Consider the following 26,288-nt stretch of genomic DNA (forward strand, 5'->3'; position numbering starts at 1 on the left):
GGCGGCGGGGGAGCAATGTTACGTTACGGGGGCTGCGTCCTGCCCCCTTCTCCCTTGATGGGAGAAGGGTCGGGGATGAGGGTGATGCGGCGGAGGACGACGGTGCGGCGGAACGACCGTAGTCACCCTAACCCCTGCCCCTCTCCTATCAGGGAGAGGGAATTTACCGCAGCATCTCCGCCAGGGCCTTGGCCTCGCCTTCGAAGGCCGCGTCGGACTGGATGCGTTTCCAGGCGTCGAGGACGCCGGGGTCGCGGGTGAGCTGGGCTTCCAGAACGCGCACGTCGGCGTCGGAGGCGTCGCCCGTGCGGGCGTCGACCCGCTGGCGCAGCAGCTCGGCGGGGGCCTGCAGCCAGACACCCTGGAACGGCACACCGGCGCGCATCGCCAGGTCAGCAGCCTGCTGGCGCTCTTCCGGCCTCAGGAACACCGCGTCGAGGACGACGGAGCTGCCGGTGGCCAGCAGCAGGGCGGCCTCCTCGAACAGGCGGGCATAGACCTTGGCGCCGAACTCCTGGGTGTAGGCCTCGGGCGGCAGCTTCTGCAGCGGGGCGGCGCCCCACAGGCGCTTGCGAAGTTCGTCCGAGCGCAGGACCACCGCGCCCGGCGCGACGCCCAGGCCCGGCGCGGCGGCGCGGGCGAAGGTGGACTTGCCCGAACCCGACAGGCCGCCGACGGCGACCAGCCCAGTGCGCTTGGGCTCCAGATGGGCCAGGGCGGTGGCGAGATAGGCGCGGGCCGCCTCGTCGTCGTCGCTATAGGCCTGGACGTGGCAGCGCACGGCGGCGCGCACCGACAGCATCAGCGGCAGGGCCGACAGGCCGCTGAACAGGGCGTCGCCGAAGCTGCGGGCGGCCTCGTCCAGATAGGCGTTCATCACCCGGTTGGCCGCGTCGCGACGGCGTCGGAAATCCAGGTCCATCAGCAGGAAGGCTAGGTCATACTGGACGTCGATGTCCGACAGCACGTCGTTGAACTCGATGCAGTCGAACAGGATCGGACGCCCGTCCTCCAGCAGGATGTTCCCCAGGTGCAGGTCGCCGTGGCAGTGGCGGGCGAAGCCCTGGCCGGCGCGGGCGTTCAGCAGGTCGCCCTGGGCGGCGAAGGCGCGGTCGGTCTCGGCCACCAGGCGGGCCACGGCGCTTTGACCCAGGCGCGGGCCAAGCCCGGTCAGCAGGCTGGCGTTGGAGCGGATAGTGTAGCCCAGCGCATCCACCCCGCCGCCCTTGGGGCGCAGGTCCGAGCTCAGGTGGAAGGCGGCGATGGTGCGGCCCAGGCTTTCCTCGACCTGATCGTCGATGGCCCAGGGCTGGGCGGACAGGACGGCGTGCTCGTCGAAGCGGCGCATCTCCAGCGCGTGCTCGACCACCTCCCCTTCCCCGCCGAGCGCCAGGGAGCCGTCGGCCAGACGGACGATGGGCGTCACCTGACGATAGATGTCCGAGGCCGCGGCGCGGTTGAAGGTCAGCTCCCGCTCCAGCGCCCAGCGGCGCAGTTCAAGCGTGGAGTAGTTGAGGAAGCCGAAGTCGACCGGACGCTTCACCTTCCAGGCGCTGTCGCCCAGCAGGAAGACGCGGGCGCAGGATGTCTCGATAACGCGCTCGGCCTTGGCGCCGAACCATTGGGCGATGTCGGCCTCGTGTGCCAGTTCGGAAGGCGTGGTCATGGGAACAGGCGCCGCGTGGTCCAGGCGGCGTCAGGCGTCGGACGCTCGAACACCAGCCGCTCGTGCAGGCGGAACGGACGGTCACGCCAGAACTCGATAGCGACGGGCCGGATGCGGAAGCCGGACCAGTGCGGCGGGCGCGTCACCTTGCCCAGGCCGAAGCGCAGGCCGACCTCGGCCACCTTCTTCTCCAGGGCGAAGCGGTCCGGCAGGGTCCGCGACTGGTCGGACGCCCAGGCGCCCAGCTGGCTGGGGCGAGCGCGGGTGGCGAAATAGGCGTCGGCCTCCGCGTCGGTCACGCGCTCCACGGCGCCGCGCACGCGCACCTGGCGGCGCAGGGACTTCCAGTGAAACAGCAGGGCGGCCTTGGGATTGGCGGTCAGCTCCCGCCCCTTGGCGCTGTCGAGGTTGGTGTAGAAGACGAAGCCGGCGGGATCGACATCCTTCAGCAGCACCATGCGCAGGTCCGGCAGGCCGTCCTCGTCCACGGTGGCCAAGGCCATGCCGTTGGGATCGTTGGGCTCGGACTTGTCGGCCGCCTTCAGCCACTCGGCGAACAGGGCGAAGGGGTCCGCTTCGGGCAGCAGGGGCAGCGGCTCCGCGCTGGTCACCTGGCGGACGTATTCGTCCTCGGTGGGGCTGTGCGGGATCAGGGGCTCGTCGGTCATGTCCGCCCTATAGCGCGCCTTGGCTTTCGGATCAGCCTTAACAGGAAATTGACCAAAACAGCCGAGGCTCCCTCGGTGACTACTCGCGCTGTCATAACCCCCGCCACCGCCCGCGCCCTTCTCGGCGTGGAGCACGGCGCTGATGCGCAGACCCTGCGAAAAGCCTTCCGCGAGGCCGCCAAGCGGGCCCACCCCGACCGTCCGGGCGGCAGTCCCGCCCTGTTCCGCGACATGCTGGCCGCACACCGCGTGCTGCAGGCCGACCTTGGCTCGCCCATCGCCTTCCCGCCCGCCGTGCAGGAGGCCGCCGCGCCACCCGCCACCGGCGTGACCATCACACCCCTGATCGCCGTCGAGGGCGGACAGGTGGAGATCGAGCACGAAGGCCGCCGCCTGCGCGTCACCCTGCCCGCCGGCCTGCGCGAGGACGACCGCATCCGGGTCGACGGCGTGGTCCTGGCCGTCAGCATCAGCGGCGACGCCGAGGCCCTGGTGCGCGGCGACGACCTGTGGCTGACCGCGGCCATCGACCCGCAACTTCTGGCCGACGGCGGCCGCGCCGTCATCGACACCCCGGTGGGCCGCCGCAGCATCTGGATCACCCAGAAGGCGGCCGAACGCGGCCTGATCCGCGTGCAGGGCCAAGGCCTGCCGGCGCGAGGCGATCACGCGCAGGGCGACCTGTTCCTGCGGGTGGAGCGCGCCGCCGAACGCGGCGAGAGCGCGGCCCGGACCCTGCTGAAGCGCTTCACGGCGGCCTGGGCGGCCTAACTCCCCTCGCCCCCGTTTGCGGAGGAGAGGGGATTGGTCGCGCCGACGCCTTCAGCTAAAAGCGCGGCCATGTCGCACAACACCTTCGGTCATTTGTTCCGCGTCACCACCTGGGGCGAAAGCCATGGGCCGGCGTTGGGGTGCGTGGTGGACGGGTGTCCTCCCGGCGTCGGTCTGACGGCCGCCGAGATCCAGGTCTGGCTGGACAAGCGCAAGCCCGGCCAGGGCAAGTTCGTTACCCAGCGGCGCGAGCCGGACGAAGTGAAGATCCTGTCGGGAGTGTTCGAGGACGACCGCACGGCCGGCCAGGTGACCACCGGCACGCCGATCAGCCTGATGATCGAGAACACCGACCAGCGGTCCAAGGACTATTCCGACATCGCCCAGGCCTTCCGGCCCGGTCATGCCGACTACGCCTATTTCGCCAAGTACGGGGTGCGCGACTATCGCGGCGGCGGGCGTTCGTCCGCCCGCGAGACGGCGGCGCGCGTCGCGGCGGGCGCCGTGGCCCGCAAGATCCTGGAGGGCGTGACCATCCGCGCCTGCCTGGTGCAGATCGGCCCGCACGCCATCGACCGTTCGCGGTTCGACTGGGCCGAGGTCGAGAACAATCCCTTCTGGTCCCCCGACGCCGCCATCGTGCCGGTGTGGGAGGAGCACCTGGAGACGATCCGCAAGGCCGGCTCGTCCACCGGCGCCGTCGTCGAGGTCGAGGCGGTGGGCGTGCCCGCCGGCTGGGGCGCGCCGATCTATGGCAAGCTGGACAGCGAACTGGCCGCCGCCCTGATGTCGATCAACGCCGCCAAGGGCGTGGAGATCGGGGCCGGCTTCGCCTCCGCGGCCTTCACCGGCGAGGAGAACGCCGACGAGATGAGGATGAAGGACGGCCAGGTCGAGTTCCTGGCCAACAACGCCGGCGGCGTGCTGGGCGGCATCTCCACCGGCCAGCCGGTGGTGGCCCGCGTGGCGTTCAAGCCCACCTCCTCGATCCTCACCCCGCGCCAGGCGGTGAACGAGAAGGGTGAGGAGGTCGACCTGCGCACCAAGGGCCGCCACGACCCCTGCGTCGGCATCCGCGGCGTGCCGGTGGTCGAGGCCATGACCGCCTGCGTCCTGGCCGACGCCTTCCTGCGCCACCGCGCCCAGACGGGCGGCGGCGCCTTCGCGCCCGGAGCGCGCGGCGAATAATCCGCTTCAAAAGCAGGCGATGGGTAGCTGAACCGCCGCCAGCATTAAGCCTAACGTTGTTTTTCGCGTTGACCCGCAAGGATTTAGGCCATTATGGAGCCTGCGCGCCAAGGGCAGATACTTGCCTAGGCGGGGGGACACAGGGGCAGCAATCCGGTCGTGCAATTCGGTTTCCTGAAAGTTCTTCTGGTTGATGACAACCAGAACATGCTGCTTTTGCTGACGGAGATTCTCCGGGCGATCGGCGTGCGTCAGGTCTATGAGGCGCTCGATGGCGGCGAAGCCTTCGAGGTCATGCGCCGCAACGCGATCGACATCGTGATCACCGACCTGACCATGTCGCCGATCAACGGCATCGACTTCGTCAACCTGCTGCGCAACAGCCCCGACAGCCCCAATCAGCTGGTGCCCATCATCATGGTCACCGGCCACTCCACACCCCGCGCGGTCAAGGAAGCCCGCGACGCTGGGGTCAACGAGTTCCTGGCCAAGCCCGTCACCGCCCGCAGCGTGATCCACCGCATCGGCCTGGTCATCGAACAGGCCCGCCCGTTCATCCGCTCCAACGACTATTTCGGCCCGGACCGGCGCCGGCGGGACGATCCGAACTATACGGGTCAGAAGCGCCGCGAGACGGACCAGCTGTCGGACGACGAGCTGTATTGAGGCCGTGCGTCCTTCGAGACGCGGTCTGCGACCGCTCCTCAGGATGACGAATTCAGGTGCAACAAGGCTCGTCATGCCGCGGGCGCGATAGCGCATCTCGAAGCACGCACGGACTATCGGCCGCAGCCTCAGAAATCTTCCGTTGAGAACCGGCGTGTAGGATCGGCCTTCTAGTCGGAGCCCTATCCCATGCGTCTTTCCCGCCTGGCCGCCCTGTCGGCCGTGATCGCCAGCGCGCTGGCGCTGCAAGGCTGCCTGGCCGTCGCCGCCGGCGGCGCGGTGGTGGGCGCGGGCGCGGCGGTGGTCGGCGGCACCGCCAAGGTCGCCGGCAAGGCCGTGGTCGGCACGGGCAAGATGATCATCCCGGGCGATGGCCGGGACGACGAGGACCGCCGCTAGCTAGAGCGACAACTCACACCGCTCGCCGATCGTCGGGCGGGAGACCACCACGCGCGACAGGCCGGGGAAGCGCGGCTTCAGCTTGCCCACGAAGTGCAGGCACAGGTTTTCCAGGGTCGGGACCTGAAGGCCGGGATGGTCGTTGAGCAGGCCGTGGTCCAGCTCCTCGGCCACCGCCTTCAGCGCCTTGTCGAGGACGTCGAGGTCCTCCACCCAGCCGGCCGCCTGGGCCGCGCCCTTGACGCTGGCCTCGACCTTGAAGGAATGGCCGTGCAGGCGGCGGTAGCGATGCTCCGCGGGACCTTGCTCGATGTAATGGGCCGCGTCGAAGGTCGCGGCCTTCGTGATTTCGAAGACAGGCTCGGTCATGGGCTCGAAACTTGTGTGCGGGGCCTGGGAGGGCTGCACGCATCCGGCATAACGGCCGAACGCGCTCCTCAGGGCAGGCCCAGATATTTGTGCGTCTGCACGCTTAAACGCCACTTGGGGTGGGAAAGGCAATAGGCGACGGCCTTTTGCGTGTTTTCCAGCTGGTCCGGCCCGTCCATGGGCTGCAGGTAGAACCGCTCGAAATCCATGTGCTCGAAGCGCGACGGATCGGCCAGGGCCTGGGGATAGACCAGCTTCAGCTCCTGGCCCCGGGTCTGCACGACGGCCGCGTCGGCCTTGGGGCTGACGCAGATCCAGTCGATGCCGTCGGGAGCCGGCAGGGTGCCGTTGGTCTCCACCGCGATCATGAAGCCGCGCGAATGAAGTGCGTCGATCAGGGGGGCGTCCAACTGCAGCATCGGCTCGCCGCCGGTGATCACCACCAGCCGGTCGTCCGGCCCGCCGGTCCAGGCGGCGGCCACCGCGTCGGCCAGGGCGTCGGGCGTGGCGAACTTGCCGCCGCCCTCCCCGTCCGTCCCCACGAAGTCGGTGTCGCAGAAGGTGCAGACGGCCTTGGCCCGATCCTGCTCGCGCCCGGTCCACAGGTTGCAGCCCGCGAAACGGCAGAAGACGGCGGCCTTGCCGGCCTGACCGCCCTCGCCCTGCAGGGTCAGGAAGATCTCCTTGACGCTGTAGGTCATGCCAGCGCCGGGCGGCCGTCGCCCACCCACGCGTTCCAGCCCATGGCCCGCAGGTCGCAGGCCGGGCAGGCGCCGCAGCCATGGCCCCAGTCGTGCAGCACGCCGCGCTGGCCGCGGTAGCAGGTGTGGCTGTCCTCGACGATGATGCGCACCAGCGCCTCGCCGCCCAGGCTCTTGGCCCGGCCCCAGGTCTCGGCCTTGGTCAGGCGCATCAGGGGCGTCTCGACCGAGAAGTGGCGGTCCATGCCCAGATTCAGCGCCGTCTCCAGCGCATCCAGGGTATCGCGGCGGCAGTCGGGATAGCCGGAGAAGTCCGTCTCGCACATGCCCCCCACCAGGGCGCGCAGGCCCCGGCGGTCGGCCAGGGCGGCGGCGTAGGTCAGGAACACCAGGTTGCGGCCGGGCACGAAGGTGGTCGGCAGGCCGCGCTCGTTGATCTCGATCTCGCGCTCGGCGGTCAGGGCGCTTTGCGCCACCGCGCCGAAGCCGCGGATGTCGAGCACATGATCCTCGCCCAGGCGCGAGGCCCAGGCGGGGAACGCCTGGGCGATGCGGTCGCGCACCTCCTGGCGGGCCTGCATCTCGACCGAGTGTCGCTGGCCATAGTCGAAGCCCACCGTCTCGACCCGCGCATAGCGCTGCAGCGCCCAGGCCAGGCAGACGGTGGAATCCTGGCCGCCGGAGAACAGCACCAGGGCGCCTTGGGAGGGGGAAGCTGCGGTCGACATGCCGCGTGCTCTACATCAACGGCGCGCGAAGCGGAACGGTGGCGGGGCGTCGCGGGGGATGCGGTGGCGGTTATGCCCGGGGTGCGGGCGGAGAGAATTGGGAGACTGGGGCGGCGGTGAATTGGGAGAATTGAGGGACGGGCGGAATGGCGCCTTTTGGCAGATTGTGTTGAAAAAGGCCGGCTAGGTTGAAGGGCGGCCCAGGCATTTTCCTTCGATCCACGCCCCACCGGCGTCAAGACATGCGTCTTGGGCAACGCTCGGGGAGTGGCGCACGAACACCGCGACACTGACCAGAGCTACGACGGCGACCGCCGCAACGATCAGCCAGCGAACTACGCGCCGAGACATCCTGATCACCTTCTTCGTTCAAGGCTAACTCGCTTGTTGAAGCATGAAGTGGGGCCTGATTCACTCCCGTAGCAGCGAGGAGGCATGGCCATGATGGGTGATCGAAAGATCGATCAGGGCGCTCTGTTCTACGAGTTCTCGCTCGAAGGGCACGTGCCTGCAGGCCACCTGCTTCGCGCCATTGATCGCTTCGTCGATCTCGAGGGCGTTCGTGCTCACGTCGCGCCCTTCTACTCTCCCATTGGCCGCCCATCGATCGATCCCGAGCTGCTGATCCGCATGCTGATCGTCGGCTACTGCTTCGGCATCCGTTCTGAACGGCGGCTCTGTGATGAGGTGCATCTGAACCTGGCCTACCGCTGGTTCTGCCGCCTAGGCCTGGACGGAGATGTCCCCGACCACTCAACCTTGTCGAAGAACAGGCATGGCCGCTTTCGCGACTGTGATCTGCTGCGTCACGTCTTCGAGACGACGGTGGAGCGCTGCATAGCCGAGGGCATGGTCGGCGGAGAAGGCTTCGCCGCCGACGCCAGCCTGATCAAGGCTGACGCTAACCGTCAGCGCTGCGTACCCAGTGCAGAGGGCTTGCCGAAGGCGGCTGCGAGCCGGGCGATCAATGAGTATCTAGCCGTGCTCGATGACGCCGCCTTCGGCGCGGCGACTCCCGTCGTGCCGAAGTTCATCTCACCGGCCGATCCGGCGGCGCGTTGGACCGGAGCGGACAAGGGCCCGGCCTACTTTGCGTACTCGACCAACTATCTGATCGACCTGCAGCACGCGGTGATTGTCGATGTCGAACCCACAGCGCCGGTGCGTCAGGCGGAGGTGGGCGCGGTTCGCACGATGCTCGACAGGGTACGGGATCGCCATGAACTGAGCCCGGATCGCCTGGCTGCGGACACCGCCTATGGCTCGGCGGAGATGTTGGATTGGCTGGTCGAAAAGCGAGGCATCGAGCCGCATATCCCAGTCATCGACAAATCCGGGCGCGATGACGGGACGTTCGCACGCAGCGACTTCATCTACGACCGCGCCGCCGACACCTATACGTGCCCGTCGGGGAAAACTTTGGAGCGAAACCGACGCGCCTTTAGCAGGCCACGGCCGAACGCCCCACCAGACGACACCTATCGATACCGCGCGTCGAAGAAGGATTGCGACGCGTGCGAACTGAAGAGCCGCTGTTCACCCAACACGCCCGCCCGCAAAGTCACTCGTTCGATCTATGAGGCTTCAAGAGACCGGGCGCGCGATATCGCCAAGACCGACGCCTATATAATCTCACGGCGAGAGCGGAAAAAGGTCGAGATGCTGTTCGCCCACCTCAAGCGCATCCTCAAGGTAGACCGGCTGCGGCTCCGTGGCCCGAATGGCGCCCGCGATGAGTTCCTAATGGCTGCAACCGCTCAGAACCTTCGCAAAATGGCCAAGGTGATCGCCCCGTTGGACGCTTTACCTGCCTAAGGCGGGGCTACTCAGTTCCGTACGCTTGGCAGCCGCCGGATCAGCGCGGCCTTTTTCAACGAAATCGGCACATAGCGGCCCTAACCCTGTCCAGACCAAGCTGTCAGAGACCTCGCTCCCAAATTTTTGACAAACTAGCCAAAACTACCCTTCCTGACGCTACGTCACGGTGAAAAGGCGTAAGTTATCGCTGTTATCTTACGGCGTAGCCGATTGACAGCCCTCTGCGTCGCGTATGCAATTCCCTTATGGCGTGTGGGGGATGCCGGGATTCCGACACGACTGATAAAAATCTCGGCGCTGAGGAACGACGACGCACGCAGGTCGAACGGCCGCGGCGTTGGGAGGGAAAACAAATGTCTCAATCTTCGCAACTGCGGAGACTGCTCGCCATGGGTGTATCCGCCGCGGCCGTCATGGCCGTAGCCGGCCCGGCCTTCGCCCAGAGCGTCATCGAGGAACTCGTCGTCACCGCCCAGAAGCGGGAAGAAGCGCTGCAGGACGTGCCGATCGCGGTCTCGGCCTTCAGCCAGCAGAGCCTGGAGGCGCAGAAGATCGATGGGGGGCCGAACCTTCAGACGGCCATCCCGAACGTCACCTTCTCCAAGACCAATTTCACCGGCGCCAACTTCCAGATCCGCGGCGTCGGCTCGAAGGTGGTGTCGGGCGCGTCCGACCAGGGCGTCGGCGTCCACCAGAACAACGCGCCCCTGACCGCCAACCGCCTGTTCGAGGCGGAGTTCTATGACGTGGAGCGGGTGGAAGTGCTGCGCGGTCCGCAGGGCACCCTGTACGGGCGCAACGCCACCGGCGGCGTGGTCAACGTGATCACCGCCAAGCCGACCGACATCTTCGAGGCCAGCATCCGCGGGGAGCTGGGCAACTACAACACGCGCCGCCTGCGCGGCATGGTCAACCTGCCCATCGTCGAGGACAAGATGGCCCTGCGGGTGGCCGGCTCGATGGTCAAGCGCGACGGGTTCGGCGAGAACCTGACCACCGGCAACGACGTGGACGACCGCGACCTGTGGGCGGCCCGCGCCACCCTGTCGTTCACCCCGACCGAGGGCATCCGCGCCTGGCTGTCGTACGAGCACTTCGAAGAGGACGACAAGCGCGCCCGCGTCGGCAAGCAGCTGTGCGTCAAGGACGTGGGCCCGACGTCGGTCGGCCCGGTGCCGGTCAGCAACCCGTTCGCCCGCGCCCTGCTGAGCCAGGGCTGTAAGTCGGCGCACGTGAACGATCCGTCGTCCCTGGGCACGGTAAACGGCGCGGCGACCCTGGCGGGCGTGCCGTCGATCGTCACCGGCATCCTTTCGGGCGATCCCTACGCCGGCAAGATGCAGAACCCGGACCTGCGCAAGATCGAGTCCTTCCAGGACCCGCAGTACCGCGCCAAGGCCGACGTCTGGATGTTCAACCTCGAGCTGGACATCACCGACAACCTGACCCTGACGTCGCTGACCTCGTACAACAAGGACAGCTACTTCACCTTCCAGGACTACAACCGCATCACGCCGGTGGCGAACTTCAACGCCACGCCGCTGACGCCCGGCGGGTTCTTCACCGACCCGCAGCTGGGCCGCTTGAACCAGCTGGCGACCTTCGACATCTCGTCGTCGGACAGCGAGCAGTTCAGCCAGGAACTGCGCCTGCAGTCGAACTTCGACGGGCCGGTGAACTTCAACATCGGCGCGATCCACCTGAAGCTGGACCAGGACACCAACTACTATGTGATGTCGAACGGCCTGACCGCCGCGGCGGCGGCGGGCTTCCCGGCGCCGGGGGTCTATATCGATCCGAACTTCCCGCCGGCCGGCGATGGTCACAACTACTACCGCTCGGCGGGTCCGTACTTCCTGGACGCCACGGCGGCGTTCGGCGAGGTGTACTGGCAGGTTCTCGATAACCTGAAGATCACCGGCGGCCTGCGCTACACCAGCGACGAGAAGCGCGTCGACAGCCTACCCAACGTGCTGCTGTCGCCGGGCCGGGGCGGCCGTCCGACCATCCAGCGCGTCCACTTCAAGGAAACCACCGGGCGCCTGGGCTTCGACTGGAAGCCGGACCTGAGCTTCACCGACGACACCCTGCTCTATGCCTTCTATTCGAAGGGCTACAAGGCGGGCGGCTTCAACCCGGCCTCCGCCGCCGGGATCGCGGGGATCGAGACCACCTTCGCGCCGGAGTTCGTCAACGCCTACGAAGTCGGCATCAAGAACACCCTGCTGGGCGGCAGCCTGCTGTTGAACGCCACCGGGTTCTACTACGACTACGAGGGCTATCAGATCTCCAAGATCGCGGCCCGCACCTCGGTCAACGAGAACATCGACGCCAAGATCAAGGGCGTGGAGCTGGAAGCGATCTGGGAGCCGATCCGCAACCTGCGCTTCAACGGCACCTTCGGCTATCTCGACACCGAGATCACCGGCGGCTCGTCGGTGGACACCCTGAACCGCACGCAAGGCAATCCGGCCCTGACCCTGATCAACGGGGCCCTGATCGGCGCCAACTGCGTCGCCCCGACCGCCCAGGTCGCGGCGGTGATGAGCCTGATCAACAATGGCTTCCCGGCCGCCGGCATCCCGCCGGTGAACCCGGCCTATCTGATCAACGCCTGCGGCGGCGGCTATCGCACCGGCTCCACGGCGGCGACCAATCCGCTGGCCCCGCTGGGCATCTTCCTGGACACCACCGACGGGGTGGCTGTCAGCCTGGACGGCAAGGAGCTGCCGAACGCGCCGAAGACCACCTTCTCGATCGGCGCCCAGTACACCTGGGAATTCGGCAACGCGTGGGAGGCGGTGATCCGCGGCGATTACTACCGCCAGGACGACGCCTTCGCGCGGATCTACAACACCCGCGCCGACCACCTGCCGGCCTGGGAGAACGTGAACCTGTCCCTGCGCCTGTCGAACAACGACATGGGCCTGGACGTCGAGGCCTATGTGAAGAACCTGACGGACGAGGAGGCGATCACCGACGCCTACCTGACGGACGACTCCTCGGGCCTGTTCCGCAACATCTTCCTCAGCGAGCCGCGCACCTATGGCGTGGCCGTGACCAAGCGCTTCTAAGGCGCGCGAGGAGCATCGAACTGTTAAGGCGGCGGGGAGCGATCCCCGCCGTTTTTCTTTATGCCTAACGGGTTGGTGACTTTGTTGCTTAACGGGGCCGCAAGCGTCGGCGCCAATAGTCGGCCGACGTGCAATTGTCGGCTGGACCCCTTTCCGCATGACCAAGAAGACCGCCTCCTCCGCGGCCCCCGCGGTCTCGCTCGGCCTCGTCGAGCGGCTGGGCGCGGACGTGTCGCGCCGGCTGGAGGGGCTGGCCAGCTTCGTGGAACGGCTGGGCCGCGAGCCCCTGGGCCCTGACGGCCAGGCGTGCCTGCGCGCCATCGACGAGACCCTGACCGACGTGCGCGAGCTGCTGGCCCGCGCCACCGACCTGAACGCCGCCCGCGTGGGCGCCCTGTCCATCGAGCCCCGTCCTCAGGCCCTGCGCCTGCTGATGGACGACATCGAGGCCCGCTGGGCGGTGGAAGCCGCCGCCGTGGGCGCGACCCTGCTGGTCAGCTATGACGGCGAGCCCGACGCCGCCGTCCTGGCCGACCCCCGCCGCATCGGCCAGATCTTCGACGCCCTGATCGGCCGCGCCCTGGGCGACGCCGGCCGTGGCGCCGTCGAGGCCAGCCTGAAGGTCCGTGAGACCGCCGCCGGCATGGTCGTCGAGGGCCGCGTCCGCGACAATGGCGACTGGACTCCCGATCAGGCCGCCGGCGTGTTCCGCGCGGCGGTCGAGAACGAGCAAATGAACCTGTCCGTCGGCCTGGGCATGGCCCTGGCCCGCCGCCTGGCCCAGGCCATGGGCGGCAAGGCGACGGCCGAGGCCAATGTCGGCCCCGGCGTGACCATCACCTTTGAACTGACCCTGCCCGTGGTCCTTCTGGCCGAGGAGCCGGAGCGGACCGCCGGCGCCCACCGCGTGGCCCACGTGCTAATCGTCGACGACAACGCCACCAACCGCATGGTGGTCGAGGCCCTGTGCGAGACCTTCGACTGCACGTCCGAGCAGGTCGCGGACGGGGTCGAGGCCCTGGACGCCGCCCGCTCCGGCCGCTTCGACATCATCCTGATGGACATCAAGATGCCGCGCATGGACGGCGTCGAGGCCACCCGCGCCATCCGCGAACTGCCCGGCAAGGCCGGCGCCGTGCCGATCATCGCCCTGACCGCCAAGGCGGCTCCGGCGGACATCCAGTCCTACCTGGCGGCCGGCATGCAGAACTTGGTCGAAAAGCCCATCGCCCCCGAGCGCCTGCTGGAGGCGATGAACACCGCCCTGGCCGCGGCTGAAGATGTGGCGAACGATCGGGCTGTGGCTTAACCGTCGGAACAAAGGCCCGTCGCTCCGGTTCTCCAGCCCGTCACCGCCCCCGAGGTGACAGCCCCAGGAGAACCGCTATGACCGACGTCCAATCCAGCAAGCTCAGCGGAAAGAAGGTGGCGATCCTCGCGGCCGACGGCTTTGAACGCTCAGAACTCTTCGCGCCCCTCGAAGCCCTTCGCGGCGCCGGCGCGACCGTGGACATCCTGTCGGACAAGACTGGCGAGCTGCAGGCGTTCGAGCATCACGAAAAGGCCGACACCATTGCGGTCGACAAGGTCTTCGATCAGGTCAACGCCGCCGACTACGATGCGATCCACATTCCCGGCGGCCTGTTCAGCCCAGACAAGGTGCGGGTCACAGAAGCCGCCCTCAAACTGGTCCGAGAGGCCTTCGACGCCGGCAAGCCGATCGGCGCGATCTGTCACGGCCCGTGGGTGCTGATCAACGCGGGCGTCGTCGCCGGCCTGACCGTGACAAGCGTCAAGAACATCCGCGAGGACCTGAAGAACGCGGACGCAGACGTGGTGGATCAAGAAGTCGTTGTGGACGACGGCGTGGTCACTAGCCGCACGCCCGAGGATCTGGACGCTTTCTGCCGCAAGCTGATTGAGGAAGTCGCCGAGGGCCGCCACGATCCCCGTGACCGCCGAGCCGGCAGGGCCACCATGGCCAGCCCGCCGGACGAGCCGCGAAACTTCGCCTAAGCGCCCCGCAACATGAGCCCCAGCGCCGTCCCGAGACTGCGGTCGCGCAGAATCTCGCGGGCGGCGTTTCGGCCGGGATTGCCCGACACGCCGCCGCCGGGGTGCGTGCCCGAGCCGCACATGTAGAGCCCCGTGATCGGGGCGCGATGGCTGGCGCTGCCGACGAACGGCCGCGCCGCCCATAGCTGGTCCAGGCTCATGCAGCCGTGGAAAATGTCGCCGCCGGTCAGGCCGAACTTGCGCTCCAGATCCAGGGGCGACAGGGCCGTGCGTCCGATCACCGACGCCTTGAAGCCGGGGGCGTGCGCCTCGACCGTATCGAGGATCAAGTCGGCCGCCGTATCCCGCCCCTCGTCCCAGCTTCGCCCGTCCGGCAAGCTCGGCGCGAACTGCTGGCAGAACAGGCTGGCCACATGCCCGCCCGCCGGCGCCAGGCTGTCGTCCAGGGTCGAGGGGATCAGCATCTCGACGATGGGCTGCTTCGACATCCCCGTCGCCTTGGCGTCCGCATGGGCACGGTCCATGTAGTCGAGGCTGGGGGCGATGATGATCCCGCTCTGGTGATGCTCGGCCTGCTCGCGGCCAGGCAGGACGGAGAAGCTGGGCAGCGCGTTCAGCGCCACGTTCATGCGGAACGTGCCCGAGCCGTTGCGATAGGCGGCCACGCGGTCGCGGAAATCCGGCCTCAGGTCCGCCTGGTCCACAAGCTTTGAAAACAGCAGGGACGGGTTGAGGTTCGAGGCGACGGTGCGTGCCGCGATCGTCCGGCCGTCGGCCAGCTCCACCCCCGCCGCGCGGCCGCCGTCGGTCAGCACCCGGGCGACCGGGGCGTTGGTCAGAAGCTCCACGCGCAACCCCTGGCAGGCCCGCGCCATGGCCTGGGTGATGGCGCCCATGCCCCCGATGGCGTGGCCCCAGGCGCCCTTCTTTCCGTTCACTTCTCCGAACGTATGGTGCAGCAACACATAGGCCGAGCCGGGGTTGTCCGGGCTGGCGAAGGCGCCGACCACCGCGTCGAAGCCGAACACCGCCTTGACCGGGTCGCTCTCGAACCAGCGATCCAGCACGTCGCGGGCGCTTTCGGTGAAGAAGTCCAGAAGCTGCCCCTGCCGCTCCCGCGACAGGCCCAGCAGGATCGAGCCCTGGCGCAGGGCCCGCAACAGGCCGGGCAGGCCGTCGCCCAGGTTCGGCGGCGTCTGCACCGCCAGCTTGCGCAGGACGTCACCAATCTCGTCCAGCATGTCGAAATAGGCGGGCAGCCGATCGGCGTCCTTCCGCGAGAACCGGGCGAACTCCGCCTGGGTCCGCGCCAGCCCGCCGCCGGACTTCAGATAATCGCCGTCCAGCGGGAGGAAGTTGGCGATCGGCCGCTCGACGATGCGCAGGCCGTGGCCGTGCAGGTCCATGTCGGCGATGACCACGGGGTTCAGCAGGCTGACCGTGTAGCTGGCGACGGAGTTGCGGAATCCGGGATGGAATTCCTCGGTCACCGCCGCGCCGCCGACCACGCCGCGCGCCTCGCACACCGTGACCTTCAGGCCCGCCTTGGCGAGATAGAAGGCGCAGACCAGCCCGTTGTGGCCCCCGCCGATGATCACCGCGTCGCGCTGAGAGGTCGAGGTCACGGCCGGCCCGGAGCAGAAGGGAAGGTCAGCGCGCCGGTTCGCGCTTCTTCACCGTCAGGACCTCGGCGTGATCACCAAGGCCGGTCGCGGTGTAATCGAAGTCCGCCTTGAACGTCGTCGCCGGCTTGGCGGCCATCCGCGCGCCGAAGGCTCTGTGAACCAGGGCCACGACGACAATGAGCATCCCGCCGGCCATGGCCGCGATGTTGAACATCTCGAGATTATTCATCGGAGGCTCCCTGCGGGAAGGCGAACACCATGACAAGATGGAGAACGACAGCGAGCAGAGCAAGGCCGTAGGCCGCCGCAGTGGCCTTGTTCGGCTGTCCCAACCCGTTGGCAGCGGCGCCGATCCAGAGCCCTACGCCGTAGGTTTTCAGAAGCCATCCCCAAGCCCTGGTTTGCGCCGCCGTCATTCGAGCCTGATCCGAAAGCTAGGCCATTCAAATATCGTCGATACCCCAGACTACTCAAGCCTTCACATCGGCGAGGTAACCGGTATCATCGTATAAAATTCAAAGGCGGGGCAAGACGATCCGGCCGAGGGGAGAAACATGGAAAACCTTGATCGCCGCACCTTGCTGTCCGCCGGTTTGGCCGCCGCAACCATGGCGCCCCTGCCCGCCTTCGCCGCGGCCAAGGGCGGCGCGCCCGTCGCCCGCACCACCGCCGGCCAGGTGCGTGGCGCGACCAATCAGGGCGTGGCGGTGTTCAAGGGCGTCCGCTACGGCGCCGACACCGGCCCCCGCCGCTTCATGGCCCCGGTCGCCCCGACGCCGTGGAAGGGGATCGCCGACGCGACCGCCTACGGCCACGCCGCGCCCCAGCGCTCGGATCAGCCGAGCCAGAGCGAGGACTGCCTGTTCCTGAACGTCTGGACGCCTGGCCTGCGCGACGGGGCCAAGCGGCCGGTCATGGTGTGGATACACGGCGGCGCCTATTCCAACGGCTCGGGCGCGCATCCGACCCATGACGGGACCATCCTGGCCAAGCGCGGCGACGTGGTGGTGGTCAGCCTGAACCACCGCCTGAACGCCTTCGGCTATCTCTATCTGGAGCGGATCGGCGGGACGGCTTTCGCCGACAGCGGCAGCGCCGGACAGCTGGATCTGATCCTCGCCCTGCAGTGGGTGCGCGACAACATCGCCGAGTTCGGCGGCGACCCGGGCAATGTCATGGTCTTCGGCCAATCGGGCGGCGGCGCCAAGATCGCCACCCTGATGGCCACTCCGGCGGCGCGCGGCCTGTTCCACAAGGCGGCGACCATGAGCGGCCAGCAGGTGACCGCCCAAGGCCCGCTGAACGCCACCACCCGCACCCACGCCCTGCTCGACGCCCTGAAGCTCAAGCCGGATCAGATGGATCAGCTGCGAACCATCCCGTCGGCGCAGATCGTGGCCGCCCTGACGGCGACCGATCCGGTGATCGGGGCCGGCGGCCTCTATATGGGCCCGGTGGTCGATCGCACCCTGCCCCGCCACCCGTTCTATCCGGACGCCGCGCCGCTTTCGTCGGACATCCCGATGATCATCGGCAACACCAAGGGCGAGACGCGCGGCCTGATCGGCGGGGGCGATCCCAAGACCTTCGACCTGACCTGGGAACAGGTCCCGCCGCTGCTGGCCCGCAACCTGCGCATCGACATCGCGCCCGAAGCGGTGGTGGCGGAGTATCGCCGCCTCTATCCCGCCTATTCGCCGTCCGACGTGTTCTTCGCCGCCACCACGGCGGGGCGTTCGTGGCGCGGGGCGGTGATCGAGCTGGAGGAGCGGGCCAAGGGCGCGAAGGCCCCGACCTGGGGCTATCAGCTGGACTTCGGCGCCCAGGCGGACGGCGGCAAGTGGGGCGCCAGCCACGGCTACGACATCCCGCTGGTGTTCGGCACCTTCGCCGGCGAAGGCTCGCGCTACGCCGACACGCCCGAGACGCGCGCCGCCTCAGCCCATATGAGCGACGCCTTCATCGCCTTCGCCAGGACCGGAAACCCCAACGCCAAGGGCCATCCCGAGTGGCGGCCGTATGGGATGGAGAAGCGCGAGACCATGGTGTTCGACGCCGTCTCGCACCTGGAATCGGACCCGCGCGGCGCCGAACGCCGCCTGTTCGAGGCCGTCCCCTTCGCCCAGCAGGGCGGCGAGATCAGCGTGGCGCCACAACGCTGAACGCCGAAAGCCCCGGTCGAGAGGCCGGGGCGGTTCGCTTGATCAGATCTAAAGTAGGAAGGCTATTAAGCGCCTTCGCGCTCGGCCCAGACTTCGCCGATGGTCTGGGCGGCGCCCAGCCAGCCGAGGGCGCCGAGGAAAGCGTTGGCCACGGCCACCACCAAGATCACGGGCTCGAACAAGGCGCGCATGTGTAAGCCTCCCAGACGTTTCCGGACTGCATAATGCTACCGCTTCTGTTTCGTTCCCGGAATGACGAAACGGTGACGCTTATGTGACATCGGCCGGTTTTTGTGACGGACCGGAGTTCTCCGCGACGCCGCGCCGCATACTCCAGCTTCAATGGCCATGCTTATTGGGCGACATCGGACCGCGGCGAACGAGCCGCGGGCCGGGAGGTCGGGCGGGAGCTCCAGGGCCCCGCCCGGCCCGACTGGGGGGCGTCTATCCCAGGGGCCACGGACCCAAGGCTTTGCAAGAGCTCGACCCCCGTGGCCCAGCGCCACGAGATTTCTTTACATTTCAAAGCCTTGAAGGCCTCGCACTGGTAGCTGGGGGCGGGATCGAACCGCCGACCTGTGGGTTATGAATCCACCGCTCTAACCATCTGAGCTACCCAGCCATAGCGGCCTGCGCCCAGTGCGAGGAGGCGGCGTTATAGGGGCGGAGTTTTCGAACTTCAAGCGGCTTGGGAAACCTTAGCTCAAAGGCTAGGGTCCGCGGCGATGAGCACCCTGCATCTTCTGGGTTCGGCCGCCGACGGCGGCGCGGAGACGTACTTCGTGAGTTCTCGTCGGGGCCCTGCGCCGCGCAGGCCTTAGCGAGGCGGCCTTGATTCGCCCCCATATCCACCGCCAGGCGACGCTGGAGGAGATGGGCGTCTCGGTCAAAACCCTGGATTTCGGCGGCCCGCTGGACCTGTTCAGCAAGCCCCGCGCCGCCGCCTTCGCGCGGGAGCAGGACGCGCGGGTGATCGTGGCCTGGATGAATCGCGCCGCCCGCCACGCGCCGAAGGGGCCGTGGGCGCGGGTCGGCCGGATGGGCGGCTACTACAAGCTGAAATACTACAAGGGCTTCGACGCCCTGGTGGGCAACACCACCGACATCGTGCGCTGGGCCATCGGCCAGGGCTGGCCGGCCGACAAGATCCGCTGCATCCCCAACTACGCCGCCGCCGGGACAGGCAAGCCCCTGGACCGGGCGCAGTTCGATACGCCGGAGGGCGTCCCCCTGCTGCTGGGCATGGGGCGGCTGCATGCGTCCAAGGCCCACGACGTCAGCCTGAAGGCGCTGACGATGATTCCCGACGCCTACCTGTGGATCGCCGGGAACGGGCCGCTGGAGGCGCAGCTGAAGGCCCTGGCCGACGGGCTGGGTGTCTCGGACCGAGTGCGCTTCCTGGGTTGGCGCAACGACGCGCCGGCGCTCTACAAGACCGCCGACCTGTGCCTGTTCCCCTCGCGCTACGAGCCGCTGGGCAATGTGGTGATCCAGAGCTGGGCCCACGGTTTGCCCATCGTGGCGGCCGACGCCCGCGGCCCGGCCGACATGATCCGCCATGAGGAGGATGGCCTGCTGGTCCCCATGGACGAGCCCGACGCCCTGGCCGAGGCGGCCAAGCGCATCCTGGGCGATCCGGTCTTGCGCGCCGGCATGGTCGCCGCTGGCCGCCATCGGGTGAAGGACGAGTTCAGCGAGGCGGCCGTGGTCGGCCAGTGGCGGACCCTGTTCACCGAACTGGGCGCCCGCTGATGTGCGGCATCGCCGGCGTGCTGGGTAGCGAGGCCTCGGCGGCCCCGCTGATCGCCACCCTCGCCCATCGCGGCCCGAACGGCGTCCGCACCGAGGACGGCCCCGGCTGGTCCATCGGCCACGCCCGCCTGTCGATCATCGACCTGGAAGGCGGGTGGCAGCCCCTGCACGCGGCGGGGAGCACGGTCATCGGCAATGGCGAGATTTACAACTACGTCGAGCTGACGGCCGAGTTCGGCCTGAAGGACAGGCTGACCACCGGCTCGGACTTCGAGCCCCTGCTGCATCTGTACGCCCAGGAAGGCCCCAGGGCGTTCGAGCGCCTGCGGGGGATGTACGCCTTTTGTCTGATCGGCGGGGACGGCCGCACCTGGCTGGTCCGCGACCGGTTCGGGATCAAGCCGCTGTATTACACCACCGGGCCTGAGGGGGTTCGCTTCGCCTCCGAACCCCGCGCGCTGGCCCGGGGGGCGATGGTCCCCGAGCGGGCGCAGGAGCTGCTGGCGCTGAACTACACCCTGGGCGAGGAGACGATCTTCGCGGGGGTGAAGCGGCTGGCGCCGGGACAAGTGGTCGAGGTTTCGGGCGGCGAGCTCAAATCCTCCCCCCTTGGGGGAGGGGGACCGCGAAGCGGTGGAGGGGGTAATGCTGAGTCAGCAAGCCCCCTCCGGCCCGCTGGGCCACCTCCCCCAGGGGGGAGGATCAACTGATCCGGACCCTCGACGCCGTCCTCGAGAACAGCGTCGCCGTCCACCAGCGGTCCGACGTGCCCTATGGCCTGTTCCTGTCGGGCGGGATCGACTCCACGGCCATCGCCACCCTGATGAGCCGGCTGAACGCGCGGCCGGTCACCGCCTTCACCTGCGGGTTCGACGTGGCCGAGGCGCGGGACGAGCGGGCGCAGGCGGAGAAGGTCGCCCGGGCCCTGAACCTGGACTGGCGCGAGACCACCTTCACCGAGGACGACTTCTGGGGCCTGGCGCCGCAAGCCGCCTGGGCGCTGGACGATCCGACCAGCGACTACGCCGTCCTGCCGACCCTGAAGCTGGCCGAGGCCGCCAAGGGGACCCTGACCGTGGTGCTGAGCGGCGAAGGCGGCGACGAGCTGTTCGCCGGCTATGGCCGCTATCGCCGCGCCCTGCGCCCCGGCTGGCTGGGCGGACGAGCGGCCGAGCCGCAGGTGGACGCCCCCATGCTGGCCGACGGCGGTGCGAGCGCCCTGGCGCGGTGGCGAGCGGCGACGGCCGGAATCGAGGGAGGCCTGCTGAAGCGCTCCCAGGGCGCGGACATCGCAACCTGGCTGCCCAACGATCTGCTGCTGAAACTGGACCGCTGCCTGATGGCCGTGGGGCTGGAGGGACGCACGCCGTTCCTGGACCCGCGGGTCGCAGCCTTCGCCGACGCCCTGCCCGACCGGATGAAGGTGCGCGGCCGCTACGGCAAATGGATCCTGCGCAAGTGGCTGGAGCGCGCCTGCCCCGCCGCCGACCCGTGGGGCAAGAAGAAGGGCTTCACCGTGCCGGTGGCCGCCTGGATCGCGCCCCGCGCCGGCGACATCGCCCCCCGCCTGGCCGGGCTGAAGGCCGTGCGCGAGACCTGTGACCTGGATGCGGTGCGGTCGGTGTTCGCCGACGACGCCCATGCCTCGAAACGCTGGCCCCTACTGTTTTTCGGCCTGTGGTCCCTGATCCACCTGGACGGCCTTGCGCCGGACGACGCCCTGCGAACCCTGCTCGACGCTTAGGAGAACTGCCCCATGCGCCTGATCGCTCTTCTCGCCGCCACGACCCTGATGACCGCCTGCGGCGGCTCCGGCGAAACCAAGACGGCCAACGCCGCCGCGCCCAAGGGCCCTCCGGTCCAGACCGGCCCGGCCAACACCGCCTACAAGCCGGCGTTCGAGGGTCAGACCCGCGCGCCGGAGGTGAAGTCCGACGTGGCCCTGAAGGTCGAGGTGATCGCCGACGGCCTGACCAACCCGTGGGGCCTGGCCTTCATGCCCGACGGCCGCATGCTGGTGACCGAGAAGCCGGGCCGCCTGATCATCGTCAGCCGCGACGGGACCAAGAGCGCGCCGATCACCGGCCTGCCGCCGGTCCACGCCGTGCGCCAGGGCGGCCTGCTGCACGTGGCCATCGACCCGCAGTTCTCCACCAACCGCCTGATCTACTGGACCTATGCCGAGCCGCGCGACGGCGGCAACGGCACGGCCGCCGCTCGCGGCCGCCTGAGCGACGACGGGACCAAGGTCGAGAACGTCCAGGTCATCTTCCGCCAGACCCCGACCGTGCAGTCGGACCTGCATTTCGGCAGCCGCCTGGCCTTCGCGCCGGACGGCAAGCTGTTCATCGGCCTGGGCGAGCGCTCGATCCTGGAAGGCCGCATGCAGGCCCAGCGCCTGGACGGGACCCTGGGCAAGGTGGTGCGGATCAACGCCGACGGCTCGATCCCCGCGGACAACCCGTTCGTGAACACCGCCGGCGCTCGGCCGGAGATCTGGGCTATCGGCCTGCGCAACATCCAGGGCGCGGCGATCAACCCCAAGACCGGCGAACTGTGGACGGTCGAGCACGGCCCGCGCGGCGGCGACGAGCTGAACATCCCCCGCAAGGGCAAGGACTACGGCTGGCCGACCATCACCTACGGCATCGAATATTCCGGCGGCGCCATCGGCAAGAGCGAAAGCCAGAAGGCCGGCATGGAACAGCCGATCTACTACTGGGATCCGGTCATCGCGCCGGGCGGCATGACCTTCTACACGGGCGAGCTGTTTCCGGCCTGGAAGGGTAATGTGTTCATCGGCGGCCTGGCCTCCAGCGCCCTGGTGCGCCTGGTCATGGACGGCGAGAAGGTGGTGGGTGAAGAGCGTCTGCTGACCGACGAGGACAGCCGCATCCGCGACGTGGTCCAGGGCCCGGATGGCGCGCTGTACCTGCTGACGGACGACCGTGGCCAGGTTCTGCGGGTTTCGCCGAAGTAGGGTGACGCTCTTTCTCCTGCCCCGTAGCAAAGCGTACGGGGGAGGTGGCGCGGCGCGCAGCGACGTGACGGAGGGGGCGCTAGCTGAAGCTCAGCAGAGCGCCCCCTCCACCATGCTTCGCATGGTCCCCCTCCCCCGCAAGCGGGGCAGGAGAAGAAGGTTCTACGCCTTCCCCTCCACATCCCAACGCGCCCACAGCGGGCCGACCTCTTCGAGGGCCTTTTCCACCGAGGCGTCCTTGATGTGGCCGAAGCCGCGGATCGCCTGCGGGAAGCTGGCGATCCGGCTGGCCAGGGTGATGTTGCTGTTGCTCAGCCCCGAGGCCAGGCGGTCGACGCCGGCCAGGTAGTCGTCGCGCAGCTTGCGCTCCATCTTGCGCTCGGCCGTGTAGCCGAAGACGTCCAGCGCGGTGCCGCGCAGGCCCTTCATCCTGGCCATCATCGGGAAGGCGGAGGACAGCATCCAGCCGCCGAACACCATCTTCTTCGGCTTGCCGTCGTCGCCCTTGCGGGCCAGCAGCGGCGGGGCGAGCCACAGCTTCTTCTTACCGCCCTTGAAGGTCTGGCCCAGGGTCTCGGCGAAGCGGCCGTCGGTATAGAGGCGCGCGACCTCGTACTCGTCCTTGTAGGCCATCAGCTTGTAGAGGTTGATGGCCACGGCGCGGGTGACGGCCTCGGAGCCGAACGGCGCCTCGGCGGCGGCGATCTTCTCGACCGCCTTCAGGTAGCGGGCCGCGTAGGCCTCGTCCTGATAGCCCTTCAGATCGGCGGCGCGCTTGGCGATCAGGTCCGGCAGCGGCATGGATTCCGGCAGGACGGCCTCGGGCTCCCGGCGCTTGCGGAAGCCCGGATCGTGGGCGGCCTTGCGGCCGACCTCGAAGGCCTGGAGGTTCGCCTCGGCGTCCACCCCGTTCAGCTTGATCGCGCGATAGACGGCGCGGCTGGAGATCGGGATCAAGCCCTTCTGCCAGGCGAAGCCCAGCATGATCATGTTGGCGTAGATGGCGTCGCCGAACTCGGCCTCGGCCAGGTGTTGCGCCGGGCAGGCGTCGAAGTCCTGGGACGCGGCCTTGATCCGGCAACTCATGGCGTTGGAGTCGAACACCACGTCGCGGCTGGTGACGAAGTCCGCCGTGGGGGCGAAGTCCGAATTGGCCAGCGAGTGGGTGCGGTCCTTGGCGTAGAGCGACAGGGCCTCGGGGCTGGCGGCCACCAGCACGTCGCAGGCGATCAGGACGTCGGCGCTGGCCGCCGGCACGCGGCCGCCGACCACCGTCTCTTCCGTCTCGCCGATCTTCACGTGCGAGAAGACCGAGCCGCCCTTCTGCGCCAGGCCGGTCATGTCGACCACGCTGGCGGAGCGGCCGTCCACGTGAGCGGCCATGGCCAGGATCGAGGCGACCGTGGTCACGCCTGTGCCGCCGATGCCGGTGAACAGGATCTTGCGCGTGCCGACCAGGGGCAGGAACTGCGGCAGCGGGGTGGAGTCCGCGGTCAGGGCCGGCATGCCCTTGGCCTTGGCGTTTTCGGCCCCCGTCAGGGTGACGAAGGACGGGCAGAATCCTTCCAGGCACGAATAGTCGGCGTTGCAGCTGGACTGGTTGATCTTGCGCTTGCGGCCGAACTCGGTGGCCAGGGGCTCGACCGAGACGCAGTTCGACTTCTTGGAGCAGTCGCCGCAGCCTTCGCAGACCAGCGGGTTGATGAACACCTTCTGCTCGGCCTTGGCCATGGAGCCGCGCTTGCGGCGGCGGCGCTTTTCGGTGGCGCAGGTCTGGTCATAGAGCAGGACCGTCGTGCCCGGCGTCTCGCGCAGCTCGCGCTGCACGGCCATCAAGTCCGAACGCGGCCGGACGACCACGCCGGGGGCCAAGTCGTTGACGCCCTCATAGCGGGACAGATCGTCGACCACGATGACGGTCTTCTTCACGCCCTCGGACGCCAGCTGGCGGGTGATCTGGGCGGGGGTGAAGCCGCTTTCGGCCCGCTGGCCGCCGGTCATGGCCACGGCGTCGTTGAACAGCAGCTTGTAGGTGATGTTCACGCCGCTCGCGATCGCGCCGCGAATGGCGAGCGAGCCGGAGTGGTTGTAGGTGCCGTCGCCCAGGTTCTGGAAGACGTGCGGCTCGCTGGTGAACGGCGCCGCGCCGACCCAGGTCAGCCCTTCGCCGCCCATGTGGGTGTTGAGGTCCGTCGAGGGATCGTTGAACCCGGCCATGTAGTGGCAGCCGATGCCGGCCAGGGCGCGGGAGCCCTCCGGCAGCTTGGTCGAGGTGTTGTGCGGGCAGCCCGAGCAGAAGAACGGCTTGCGCTGCTGATCCGACGCCAGGGACACGGCGGCGACGCCGGCGGCCGAGACGCGGTCCAGATAGGCGCGGGCGCGCTCCATATGCGGGCCGTCGGGCAGGCGGTCGGCGATGGCCAGGGCGATTTCGGCCACCGACAACGAACCCAGCTCCGACAGCAGCGGCAGGCCGCGCTCATCGGTCTTGCCGATGATTTTGGGCCGGGCGTGGTCGGGCATGTCGTAGAGCGCCGCGCGGGCCTGAGGCTCGATCATCGCGCGCTTGTGCTCGATGATCATCATGGTCTCCAGACCGCCGGCGAAGGCGCGGATGCCCGTCTGCTCCAGCGGCCAGGGCATGCCGACCTTGTAGACGGCCACGCCCAGGGAGGCGGCTTCCTCCAGGGTGATGTTCATGGCCGAGAAGGCCTCGAGCACATCCTTGTAGGCCTGGCCGGTGCAGACGATGCCGAAGCGCGGTCGAGCGGCGTTGACCACCACCCGGTCGATTTTGTTGGCGCGGGCGAAGGCCAGGGCCGCAGGGATCTTGTGGAGCCGCATGCGCCGCTCCTTCTCCATGGGCTGGTCCTTGGTGCGGATGCCGAGACCGCCGGGCGGCATGGAGAAGTTGTCGGGGGTGACGATGCGGTGGCGATCCAGCGACACGTCGATGGTCACGCCTGAGTCCATGGTGTCGGCCAGGGCGATCATCCCGACCCACAGGCCGGAGAAGCGCGACATGGCGATGCCCATCAGGCCGTAGTCGAGCACCTCCTGAACGTCGGCCGGCGACAGCACCGGAATCTCGAAGTCCATGAAGGCGAAGTCGGACTGCGACGGCAGGGTCGAGGACTTGCAGTTATGGTCGTCTCCGGCCACGGCCAGGACGCCGCCCTTGGGGAAAACGCCGGCGAAATTGGCGTGTTTGAATACGTCGCCGGTACGGTCGACGCCGGGCGCCTTGCCGTACCACATGCCGAAGACGCCATCATAAAGAGCGCCCGGGAACAGGTTGGCCTGCTGGCTGCCCCACACGGCGGTGGCGGCCAGATCCTCGTTCACGCCTTCTTTGAAGGTGACCTTGGCGGAGTCGAGGAACTTCTTCGCGCGGCCAGCCTGCTGGTCGAGGCCGCCCAGGGGCGAGCCGCGATAGCCGGAAACAAAGCCCGCGGTGTTCAGACCGGCCTTCTCGTCGAGGCGACGCTGATCAAGCATCACGCGGATGAGCGCCTGCACGCCAGTTACGAACGCACGGCCATCCTGGAGCAGATATTTGTCGTCGAGCGTCACTTCCGCGTGCCGCATTGAAATATCTTTCCTTCCCAGTTTTCTTTTTGTATCTGCACGATCATACAACCGTGGGGGAAATGCTTGCCAAAGCCATGCCCGCCACGTGGGCTTTACAGGCAAGAAGAACGCCCG

The 26,288-nt window shown here is 68.3% G+C and carries 22 protein-coding genes and 1 tRNA gene; 13 read left to right on the top strand and 10 right to left on the bottom strand.

The genetic code is table 11. The annotated features are described in order from the left end of the window. Positions 1-163 precede the first annotated feature (163 nt). Positions 164-1,666 carry an AAA family ATPase gene (locus tag ABOZ73_RS04105; RefSeq protein WP_369060956.1) on the bottom strand — a complete coding sequence of 501 codons (1,503 nt, stop codon included), beginning with the start codon at positions 1,664-1,666 and terminating at the stop codon, positions 164-166. Then, on the bottom strand, positions 1,663-2,334 hold the full coding sequence (gene pdxH, locus ABOZ73_RS04110) for a pyridoxamine 5'-phosphate oxidase (protein WP_369060957.1): 672 nt from the start codon (positions 2,332-2,334) through the stop codon (positions 1,663-1,665). Before pdxH ends, ABOZ73_RS04105 begins: the two co-directional genes overlap by 4 nt. A gap of 75 nt (positions 2,335-2,409) precedes the next feature. Here pdxH and ABOZ73_RS04115 point away from each other — a divergent pair, with 75 nt between their 5' ends. From ABOZ73_RS04115 to ABOZ73_RS04130, 4 genes are all read left to right on the top strand, one after another. Beyond that, a complete protein-coding gene (locus ABOZ73_RS04115) occupies positions 2,410-3,105 on the top strand; it encodes a DnaJ C-terminal domain-containing protein (RefSeq protein ID WP_369060959.1) in 696 nt (231 codons plus the stop codon). Between the two features lie 69 nt (positions 3,106-3,174). Continuing rightward, positions 3,175-4,293 carry a chorismate synthase gene (aroC, locus tag ABOZ73_RS04120; protein WP_369060961.1) on the top strand — a complete coding sequence of 373 codons (1,119 nt, stop codon included), beginning with the start codon at positions 3,175-3,177 and terminating at the stop codon, positions 4,291-4,293. Positions 4,294-4,452: 159 nt separating this feature from the next. Beyond that, positions 4,453-4,959: a response regulator gene (locus ABOZ73_RS04125; RefSeq protein WP_369060962.1), complete on the top strand. Its 507-nt coding sequence runs from the start codon at positions 4,453-4,455 to the stop codon at positions 4,957-4,959. 189 nt (positions 4,960-5,148) lie between these two features. Then, the gene (locus tag ABOZ73_RS04130) at positions 5,149-5,358 is read left to right on the top strand and encodes a hypothetical protein (RefSeq protein ID WP_369060963.1); all 210 of its coding nucleotides are present in this window, start codon (positions 5,149-5,151) and stop codon (positions 5,356-5,358) included. Here ABOZ73_RS04130 and ABOZ73_RS04135 read toward each other — a convergent pair whose 3' ends face one another. The 3 genes from ABOZ73_RS04135 to queC form a co-directional block, all read right to left on the bottom strand. After that, a complete protein-coding gene (locus tag ABOZ73_RS04135) occupies positions 5,359-5,727 on the bottom strand; it encodes a 6-carboxytetrahydropterin synthase (RefSeq protein WP_369060964.1) in 369 nt (122 codons plus the stop codon). A gap of 68 nt (positions 5,728-5,795) precedes the next feature. Beyond that, on the bottom strand, positions 5,796-6,428 hold the full coding sequence (queE, locus tag ABOZ73_RS04140) for a 7-carboxy-7-deazaguanine synthase (protein WP_369060966.1): 633 nt from the start codon (positions 6,426-6,428) through the stop codon (positions 5,796-5,798). Beyond that, the gene (gene queC, locus ABOZ73_RS04145) at positions 6,425-7,156 is read right to left on the bottom strand and encodes a 7-cyano-7-deazaguanine synthase QueC (RefSeq protein ID WP_369060968.1); all 732 of its coding nucleotides are present in this window, start codon (positions 7,154-7,156) and stop codon (positions 6,425-6,427) included. Before queC ends, queE begins: the two co-directional genes overlap by 4 nt. A gap of 441 nt (positions 7,157-7,597) precedes the next feature. Here queC and ABOZ73_RS04150 point away from each other — a divergent pair, with 441 nt between their 5' ends. From ABOZ73_RS04150 to ABOZ73_RS04165, 4 genes are all read left to right on the top strand, one after another. After that, positions 7,598-8,971, top strand: coding sequence for a transposase (locus ABOZ73_RS04150; protein ID WP_369062481.1), 1,374 nt, complete (start codon positions 7,598-7,600; stop codon positions 8,969-8,971). Between the two features lie 392 nt (positions 8,972-9,363). Then, positions 9,364-12,048 carry a TonB-dependent receptor gene (locus tag ABOZ73_RS04155; RefSeq protein WP_369060970.1) on the top strand — a complete coding sequence of 895 codons (2,685 nt, stop codon included), beginning with the start codon at positions 9,364-9,366 and terminating at the stop codon, positions 12,046-12,048. Positions 12,049-12,205: 157 nt separating this feature from the next. Next, on the top strand, positions 12,206-13,357 hold the full coding sequence (locus ABOZ73_RS04160; RefSeq protein ID WP_369060972.1) for a response regulator: 1,152 nt from the start codon (positions 12,206-12,208) through the stop codon (positions 13,355-13,357). Between the two features lie 77 nt (positions 13,358-13,434). Next, on the top strand, positions 13,435-14,064 hold the full coding sequence (locus ABOZ73_RS04165) for a type 1 glutamine amidotransferase domain-containing protein (RefSeq protein ID WP_369060974.1): 630 nt from the start codon (positions 13,435-13,437) through the stop codon (positions 14,062-14,064). Here the strand turns inward: ABOZ73_RS04165 and ABOZ73_RS04170 are convergent. Together ABOZ73_RS04170 and ABOZ73_RS04175 are read right to left on the bottom strand one after the other, a co-directional pair. Then, complete coding sequence (locus ABOZ73_RS04170; protein ID WP_369060976.1) at positions 14,061-15,689, bottom strand: phytoene desaturase family protein; 1,629 nt, start codon at positions 15,687-15,689, stop codon at positions 14,061-14,063. The two genes, ABOZ73_RS04165 and ABOZ73_RS04170, sit on opposite strands and share 4 nt — an antisense overlap. A 25-nt stretch (positions 15,690-15,714) precedes the next feature. Continuing rightward, positions 15,715-15,918: a hypothetical protein gene (locus tag ABOZ73_RS04175; RefSeq protein WP_369060977.1), complete on the bottom strand. Its 204-nt coding sequence runs from the start codon at positions 15,916-15,918 to the stop codon at positions 15,715-15,717. 325 nt (positions 15,919-16,243) lie between these two features. Here ABOZ73_RS04175 and ABOZ73_RS04180 point away from each other — a divergent pair, with 325 nt between their 5' ends. Next, complete coding sequence (locus ABOZ73_RS04180; RefSeq protein WP_369060979.1) at positions 16,244-17,851, top strand: carboxylesterase/lipase family protein; 1,608 nt, start codon at positions 16,244-16,246, stop codon at positions 17,849-17,851. 65 nt (positions 17,852-17,916) lie between these two features. On the opposite strand, the gene ABOZ73_RS04185 is transcribed toward ABOZ73_RS04180, so the two are convergent. Together ABOZ73_RS04185 and ABOZ73_RS04190 are read right to left on the bottom strand one after the other, a co-directional pair. Beyond that, entirely contained in the window at positions 17,917-18,042 is a 126-nt protein-coding gene (locus ABOZ73_RS04185; RefSeq protein WP_269714047.1) for a hypothetical protein, read from the bottom strand. A gap of 354 nt (positions 18,043-18,396) precedes the next feature. Then, positions 18,397-18,473: transfer RNA gene (locus ABOZ73_RS04190), tRNA-Met, on the bottom strand. 209 nt (positions 18,474-18,682) lie between these two features. Here ABOZ73_RS04190 and ABOZ73_RS04195 point away from each other — a divergent pair. From ABOZ73_RS04195 to ABOZ73_RS04210, 4 genes are read left to right on the top strand one after another with little or no spacing between them, the layout of a single operon-like run. Next, positions 18,683-19,603 (top strand): glycosyltransferase, encoded by a 921-nt coding sequence (locus ABOZ73_RS04195; RefSeq protein ID WP_369060981.1) that lies wholly within the window; start codon positions 18,683-18,685, stop codon positions 19,601-19,603. Next, positions 19,603-20,313: a hypothetical protein gene (locus ABOZ73_RS04200; RefSeq protein WP_369060982.1), complete on the top strand. Its 711-nt coding sequence runs from the start codon at positions 19,603-19,605 to the stop codon at positions 20,311-20,313. Before ABOZ73_RS04195 ends, ABOZ73_RS04200 begins: the two co-directional genes overlap by 1 nt. 56 nt (positions 20,314-20,369) lie before the next feature. Continuing rightward, complete coding sequence (locus ABOZ73_RS04205) at positions 20,370-21,347, top strand: asparagine synthetase B (RefSeq protein WP_369060984.1); 978 nt, start codon at positions 20,370-20,372, stop codon at positions 21,345-21,347. A 12-nt stretch (positions 21,348-21,359) separates the two neighbouring features. Continuing rightward, complete coding sequence (locus tag ABOZ73_RS04210) at positions 21,360-22,583, top strand: PQQ-dependent sugar dehydrogenase (RefSeq protein WP_369060986.1); 1,224 nt, start codon at positions 21,360-21,362, stop codon at positions 22,581-22,583. Positions 22,584-22,745: 162 nt separating this feature from the next. Here ABOZ73_RS04210 and ABOZ73_RS04215 read toward each other — a convergent pair whose 3' ends face one another. Beyond that, complete coding sequence (locus tag ABOZ73_RS04215; protein ID WP_369060988.1) at positions 22,746-26,171, bottom strand: indolepyruvate ferredoxin oxidoreductase family protein; 3,426 nt, start codon at positions 26,169-26,171, stop codon at positions 22,746-22,748. Positions 26,172-26,288: the final 117 nt, after the last annotated feature.

Source organism: Caulobacter sp. 73W, assembly GCF_041021955.1.
Classification (GTDB): Bacteria; Pseudomonadota; Alphaproteobacteria; order Caulobacterales; family Caulobacteraceae; genus Caulobacter.